We start from the raw sequence: 7236 nt of genomic DNA, 5'->3' as shown, positions 1-7236 counted from the left end.
TCGGTGGTTGTGGCGGAGGGGAAACGCCCGGTCCCATCCCGAACCCGGAAGCTAAGCCCTCCAGCGCCGATGGTACTGCACCCGCCAGGGTGTGGGAGAGTAGGTCACCGCCGACATCAAACCCGAAAATAAGAGGAGCTAGGGGTGTTCCGCCGGAGTCATGACCGGCGAAACACCCCTAGCTCTTTTTTTGCGTTCTCCGCGCCCCGGTGCAGGCAGCAGAGCGTGGTCATTCCGAATGCTGAGGTACCCTTGTCGCGTGAGTACCGCGGATGGTTCCGAGGGCGATCGTCCGCGACGGCAGGATCGCGACGAGAAGCGGCGCGCACCGGCTGCTGGCCGTGGCGATCGCCTGGGCGGTACGCGAGGCCGGGTCGGCGAGGGTTGGGCTGAGTCCGGGCGCCGGGATCGCGACGATCTCGGGCGGCAGGCTCGGGAGGGCTTCGGCGGTCGCGACGGCGGGCCGCGGCGCGGGGAGACGCGCACCGGCGGTGCCCGCGCGGACCGTCCACGCCGTGGAGAGGATCGACCGGCCGAGGGCCGCCGGCCGGAGCGGTGGCGGCGCGAGGACCGGCCGGGACGCCCGTCCGGCGCCGACGGCCGTCCCGGCTACCGGTCCGGCGCCCGGTCCACCGAGGGCGGCTCGCCCGCCGACAGGTCCGCGGGCCCTCGCCCGGAGAGGGGCGACGGCACCGGGTGGCGGTCGCGCCGCGACAGCGCGCAGCAGGGGCGGGGCCGACGCGAGGACGGCGGCGACGATCGGGAGACGCGTCCGGACACATACCGGACGGGCCACGGCGCGCGGGCCGAGGGAACCGAGCGCGGACGGGGCGCCTGGCGCTCCGGGGAGGGGCCCGAGCGGCGCGGCACGTCGCGCGCGGATCGCGGTCCCGGCGCCCGCCGAACCGGTCACGGAGCGGCAGGTGGCCCGGAGCGGTGGTCGGCCCCGTCGACGGAGCAGGAGACGGGCACCGCCTGGCGCGGCGCCCCTCAGGACTCGCCGCGCGGCGACCGGGCACGAGGCGAGGGGAGGCGCGGCCCCCGACGCGAGGATCGCGCCGACGCGCCCCGGGACCGGGACGCCAGGCGCGGCGAGCACCGCGGCCGCGACGAGCACCGGGATCGGGACGAGCATCGGGACCGGGAGGCCAGGCGCGGCGAGCACCGTGGCCGCGACGAGCACCGGGCTGGGCAGCCGGACCGCCGTCGCGACGGGCGGACGGCCCGCGCCGAGCGCGCCGATCGGGACGACCGCCCCCAGCGGTCCTGGCGCGCCGACCGGGACGGCCGCGCCGATCGTCCGCGCCGCGACCGGGACGGGCCCGCCGTCGCGCGCGTGCGTGAACCCGTACTCCCCGAGGACGTCACATCGGGAGCGCTCGACGCGAGCGTGCGCCGCGACCTGCGCGGCTTGCAGAAGGACACAGCCGATGCCGTCGCCCGGCATCTCGTCGCCGCGGGCACGCTGGTCGACGAGGATCCCGAGTTGGCGCTGGCACACGCCCGCTATGCGCGGCATCGCGCCTCCCGCATCGCGGTCGTCCGCGAGGCGGCGGGAATCGCCGCGTACCACGCCGGTGAGTGGTCCGAGGCGCTCAACGATCTCCGCGCCGCCCGCCGGATGGGTGGCGGACCGGGCCACCTGGCTGTCATGGCCGACATCGAGCGCGCCCTCGGGCGACCCGAACGCGCGCTCGAACTGGCGCGCGACCCGGAGGCGGGCGCGCTGGACGCCGCGCAGGCGATCGAGCTGACGATCGTCGCAGCCGGAGCACGGCGCGACCTCGGCGAGTTGGACGCCGCGGTCGTCGCGCTTCAGGGCCCCGCGCTCGATCCGGCGCGCCGCGACCCGTGGAGCGCCCGGCTCTTCTACGCCTACGCCGACAACCTGCTCGCTGCGGGGCGGGACTCCGACGCGGTGCAGTGGTTCGTCCACGCCGCGGACGCCGACGAGGAGGGGCTCACCGACGCCGACGAGCGGCTCGCCGAGCTCACCGGTGAGCCGCTGGACGCGACGCTGCTCGAGGACGCCGACCTCGCCGACGCCGCGCCGACCGACGACGCCCCGGCCGATGCCGCCGACGCCACCGCGCCGGCCGACGACGTCGATGCCGCGTCGACCGCCACCGCGCCGGCCGACGCCGAGCGTGGCGATCCCGGCCCTGCCGCCCCCGAGGCAGCGACCGACCACGCCCCCACCGAGGACCCCGTGGGCGGCAGCGAATCCGCGGACCCGGCGCCCGCCGCCGATGCAGCAGGGAGGGCTCTCCCGGACGTGACCGATCCTGCGCCCCCAGCGCACCCCGACCCGGAGGGGCCCGCTCATGAGTGACGACCTTCTCGCCCACCACGACGTCCTGCTCGCGGACCTCGATGGCACCCTCTACCGGGGCAGGGAGGCCATCCCCGGAGCCGTCGAGGCGGTGGCGGACGCGGCCGAGCGCGGCGTGCGCACCGTCTATGTCACGAACAACGCGTCGCGCAGGCCGGTGGAGGTCGCGACGCACCTCGCCGAGCTGGGCTTCCCCGCCCGGGCCGACGACGTCGCGACGAGCGCCCAGGCCGGTGCGGCGTTGCTGGCGGAGCGGCTCCCGGCGGGCGCGCCGGTGCTCGTCGTGGGTACGGATGCGCTGGTGGAGGAGGTGCGCGCGGTCGGGCTGACGATCACGACCACGGCCGCGGAGGCCGCGGCCGTCGTCCAGGGCCACAGCCCGGACACGGGATGGCGGCTGCTCGCCGATGCGTGCGTCGCGTTGCGCGCCGGCGCCGTCTGGGTGGCCTGCAACCTCGACCCGACGCTGCCGACCGAGCGGGGCCCGTTGCCGGGCAACGGCTCGATGGTCGCGGCGCTGCGGACGGCCACCGGCCGCGAGCCGCTCGTCGCGGGCAAGCCCGCACCGACGCTGATGACCGGTGCCGCGCGCCGGACGGGTGCGCGGTCGGCGCTGATGGTCGGCGACCGCCTGGACACCGATGTCGAGGGCGGGCGCGCCGCCGGGCTCACGACCTTGCTGGTGCTCACGGGGATCTCGGACGGGGCCGAGCTGCTCGCCGCGCCCCCCGCCCTGCGCCCCGACCTGATCGGTGCGGACCTGGGGGCCCTGCGCAGCCGTCCCGACGAGCTGGCGCCGGGCCCGCGCCCGGGATGGGCGGTCACCACGAACGGGCACGGCCTCGTCCTCGCGGCCACCGCGCCGGGCGCGGACGTCCTCGACGCCCTGCGCGCGCTGAGCGCCGAGCACTGGGCGCGGGGCGGCGGCCCGGCCAACGTCCGCGCGGCCGACGACACGGCGGCCGCTGCGCTGCGTGCCGTCGGCCTCGACGGGCACGCCCCGGCCTCGGCTACCGTGGTCGATACCGGCACCGGCCGGAGCAGCTGATGGGCACCGGCAAGCCCGGCGGCCGCGACCAGTGACCCGGGAGCTGTCGATGACCACCGACCACCCGCCCACCACCGGATCCCGGCGGTGAACCGGCGATGACCGCGCCGATGCCCGGCCCGCCCGCCGCGCCCGCGACCACCGCCGCGCCCGTCCCCGCCATCCCCGCCGTCACCGCCGCCGTCGCAGCCGCGATGGCCGGACTCGACCACCTCGACGAGCGCCCGCTCGCCGAGCACGTCACCGCGTTCGAACGTGTGCACGCGGCCCTGGGTGACGCCCTGGCCGCAGGCTCCACCGGGTGACATCGGTGCCGACCCGTGCGCGGCTGGACGCCGAGCTCGTCCGGCGTGGTCTGGCCCGCTCCCGGCAGCAGGCCGCGGAGCTGATCGGGGCGGGTCGCGTCGCGATCCGGGGCGTACCCGCCGCCAAGCCGGCGACGGTCGTGGACCGCGACACCCCGCTCGTCGTGACGGAGTCCGACGTGCCGCAGTGGGCCTCGCGCGGGGGGCACAAGCTGATCGGCGCGCTGGACGCGTTCGGTGTGGCGGTGGACGGCCTGCGCTGCCTCGACGCGGGCGCATCCACCGGCGGGTTCACCGACGTCCTGCTCGCGCGGGGCGCGGCGGAGGTGGTGGCGGTCGACGTCGGCTACGGGCAGCTGGACTGGCGGCTGCGCAGCGACCCGCGGGTGCGCGTGCACGACCGCACGAACGTCCGTGCCCTCACCCCGGACGTCATCGGAGGCCCCGCCGACCTGACGGTCGCGGACCTGTCGTTCATCTCGTTGCGTACGGTGCTGCCCGCGCTGATCGCGTGCACCGCGCCGGAGGGGACCCTGCTGCCGATGGTGAAGCCCCAGTTCGAGGTGGGCCGGGAACGTCTCGGGTCCGGTGGCGTGGTCCGCGACCCGAGCCTGCGGCGAGGCGCCCTCGCCGACGTCGCGGCGGCCGCCAGGGCCGGTGGCCTCGCGGTGCGGGGTGCCGTCGCGAGCCCGCTGCCGGGGCCGTCGGGCAACGTGGAGTTCTTCCTGTGGCTGGACCGCCGCGGCCCGGACGCGGGCGACGCGGTGCTCGCGGCGGCCGTGGAGGCGGGCCCGTGACGCGCGAGCTGATGCTGGTCCTGCACACGGGCCGCAAGGCGAACCGGCAGACCGCCGCGGCGGTGGCCGAGCGGCTCGCCGCGAGCGGCGTGCGGCTGCGGGTCGTCGCCGAGGAATGGGCGGACGTGTTCTGCGACGACCTGCCCGCGGCGCTGCGGCCGCGGATCGTGGAAGGGCGCCCGGGCTGCGCGGAGGGTGCGGAGGCGGTCCTGGTCCTCGGCGGGGACGGCACGCTGCTGCGGGCCGCGGAGATGGCCCGGCCGACCGGGGTGCCCCTGCTGGGGGTCAACCTCGGGCGGGTGGGCTTCCTCGCCGAGGTCGAGGAGGCGTCGCTGGACGGCGCGCTGGACCGGCTCGTCGAGGGCGGGTACGCGGTCGAGGAGCGGATGACGGTCGATGCGTCGGTCCGGGTGGACGGCGAGATCGTGGCGCGGACGTGGGCGCTGAACGAGGCCTGCGTGGAGAAGCGCAGCCGCGGGCTGATCCTCGAGGTGGTGCTGGAGCTCGACGGGCGCCCGGTGTCGAACTTCGGCTGCGACGGCGTGATCTGCTCGACGCCCACCGGTTCGACCGCGTACGCGTTCTCCGCGGGCGGCCCGATCGTCTGGCCGCAGGTGGAGGCGCTGCTGCTGGTCCCGAGCAACGCGCACGCGCTCTTCGCACGCCCGATGGTGATCTCGCCGGACAGCGAGGTGGCCATCGAGGTGGACGCGAACGGAGCCCCCGCCATCCTGGACTGTGACGGCCGCCGCACGATCGACCTGCCGCCGGGCGCGCGCGTGGAGCTGGCCAGGGGAGTGCAGCCGGTGCGGATGGTGCGGCTGGACGGCCAGCCGTTCGCGGACCGCCTGGTGCGCAAGTTCGACCTGCCCGTCCGGGGATGGCGCGGCGCGCCGCACCCGTGACCCGCGGGGCTGTCGGGACCTGCCCGTAGGCTCCGCGCCATGTTGGCCGAGATGCGGATCCAGGGCCTCGGCGTGATCGAGGACGCCACCCTGGAGCTGGATCCGGGGTTCACGGTGCTCACCGGGGAGACCGGCGCGGGCAAGACGATGGTGGTCACGGGCCTGGCGCTGCTCGGCGGCGGCCGGGCCGAGTCGTCGCGGGTGGCGGACGGGGCGCGGCGCGCGGTCGTCGAGGGTCGATTCGCGGGCGACGAGCGGGTGCTGGCGGTCGCGGACGAGGTCGGCGCGGACACCGACGAGGACGGCAGCGTCATCGCGGCCCGCACGGTCGGCGCGGACGGGCGGTCGCGGGCGCACCTGGGTGGGCGATCGGTGCCGGTCGGTGTGCTCGCACGACTGGCCGAGGCGGGCCTCGCGGTCCACGGCCAGAACGACCAGCTGCGGCTCCTGCGCCCCGCCGAGCAGCGGGCGCTGCTGGACCGCTTCGCCGGGCCCGCGGTGGGCGAGCCGCTGGAGCGCTACCGGGCCACGCGGGCGCAGTGGTCGGCGGTGGCGGCGGAGCTCGCCGCGCGCCGCGACGGGGCGCGGGCGATGGCCCGGGAGGCCGACCTGCTGCGCCACGGGCTCACGGAGATCGAGGCCGTCGCGCCGGAGCCGGGGGAGGACCGGGCGCTGCAGGAGCAGGCCCGCCGCCTCGCCGCGGCGGACGACCTGCGCACCGCGGCCGCCACGGCCCGCGCCGTGCTCGCCGGCGCGGACGACGGCAGCGAGCCGGGTGCCTCGGGCCTGCTGGGCGAGGCGCGCCACCGGCTCGGCTCGTCCGGGGATCCGGAGCTGATGGCCCTGGAACCACGGCTGGACGAGGCGATCGCCCTGCTCGGGGATGTCACCGGGGAGCTCACCGGCTACCTGGAGCGCCTCGACGCGGACCCGGAGCGGCTGGCCGAGGTGCTGTCGCGGCAGGCCGAGCTGAAGGCGCTCACCCGCAAGTACGCCGCCGACGTCGACGGGGTGCTGGACTGGGCGGCGCAGGCGCGGGAACGGCTGGGTTCCCTCGACACCTCGGACGAGGCCCTGGCCGAGCTCGCCGCCCGGTGGGACGCGCTGGCCGCGGAGCTCGCGGGGCACGCCGCGCAGGTGTCGAAGGCGCGCGAGGAGGCCGCCGAGCGCCTCGCCGACGGCACCACGGCGGAGCTGGCCGGGCTCGCGATGCCCGACGCCCGGCTGCTGGTGGAGGTGGCCGGGGCGGGGGCCCGGGAGGGTGCGCCGGAGGCGCTGCTCGTCGGGGGCCGCTGGCTCGCGGCGGGCCCGGACGGGGCGGACGAGGTCGAGCTGCGGCTCGTCGCGCACGCGGGCGCGGCACCGCAACCGCTGCACAAGGGCGCCTCCGGGGGTGAGCTGTCGCGGGTGATGCTCGCGCTGGAGGTGGCGCTCGCCGGCGCGGATCCGGTGCCGACGATGGTGTTCGACGAGGTCGACGCCGGGGTGGGCGGGCGGGCCGCGGTGGAGATCGGGCGGCGGCTGGCGCGGCTGGCCGCGCGCCACCAGGTCGTGGTCGTCACCCACCTGCCGCAGGTGGCCGCGTACGCGGATCGCCATCTCGTCGTCCACAAGACGGTGCGGGGCGGCGGCACGACGGGGGTCACCCGCAGCAGCGTGCGCACCCTGGGCGAGGAGGAGCGCATCGGGGAGCTGGCGCGGATGCTCGCCGGCCTGGACGACACCGACACCGGCCGCGCACACGCCGAGGAGCTGCTCGGCGCGGCCCGTGCCCACCGCGAGGCGGACCGGGCGCGGGTACCCGGCCGCCGTGCGAAAGCACGTTCCTAGCCGGGGCGCCCACGCACGC

Annotated in this window: 6 protein-coding genes and 1 rRNA gene; all 7 read left to right on the top strand. The window is 77.3% G+C overall.

The window, feature by feature from the left end; genetic code table 11:
* The 7 genes from rrf (at position 1) to recN (ending at position 7217) form a co-directional block, all read left to right on the top strand.
* A 5S ribosomal RNA gene (rrf, locus tag AB7J25_RS09225) occupies positions 1-116 on the top strand.
* 1220 nt (positions 117-1336) lie between these two features.
* Entirely contained in the window at positions 1337-2332 is a 996-nt protein-coding gene (locus AB7J25_RS09220) for a hypothetical protein (protein WP_428507119.1), read from the top strand.
* The gene (locus AB7J25_RS09215) at positions 2325-3380 is read left to right on the top strand and encodes an HAD-IIA family hydrolase (protein ID WP_428507117.1); all 1056 of its coding nucleotides are present in this window, start codon (positions 2325-2327) and stop codon (positions 3378-3380) included. The genes AB7J25_RS09220 and AB7J25_RS09215 overlap by 8 nt, the downstream gene beginning before the upstream one ends.
* 98 nt (positions 3381-3478) lie before the next feature.
* Positions 3479-3685: a hypothetical protein gene (locus tag AB7J25_RS09210; protein ID WP_428507115.1), complete on the top strand. Its 207-nt coding sequence runs from the start codon at positions 3479-3481 to the stop codon at positions 3683-3685.
* A 5-nt stretch (positions 3686-3690) separates the two neighbouring features.
* Positions 3691-4482, top strand: coding sequence for a TlyA family RNA methyltransferase (locus AB7J25_RS09205; RefSeq protein WP_428507131.1), 792 nt, complete (start codon positions 3691-3693; stop codon positions 4480-4482).
* A gap of 11 nt (positions 4483-4493) precedes the next feature.
* Complete coding sequence (locus AB7J25_RS09200; RefSeq protein ID WP_428507129.1) at positions 4494-5387, top strand: NAD kinase; 894 nt, start codon at positions 4494-4496, stop codon at positions 5385-5387.
* Between the two features lie 39 nt (positions 5388-5426).
* Positions 5427-7217 (top strand): DNA repair protein RecN, encoded by a 1791-nt coding sequence (gene recN / locus AB7J25_RS09195; RefSeq protein ID WP_428507113.1) that lies wholly within the window; start codon positions 5427-5429, stop codon positions 7215-7217.
* The last annotated feature ends 19 nt before the right edge of the window (positions 7218-7236 follow it).

This window comes from Pseudonocardia sp. (genome assembly GCF_050246655.1).
Lineage (GTDB): Bacteria > Actinomycetota > Actinomycetes > Mycobacteriales > Pseudonocardiaceae > Pseudonocardia.
Note: the sequence above shows the minus strand (reverse complement) of the source record. Positions and strands in the feature narration are given on the sequence as shown.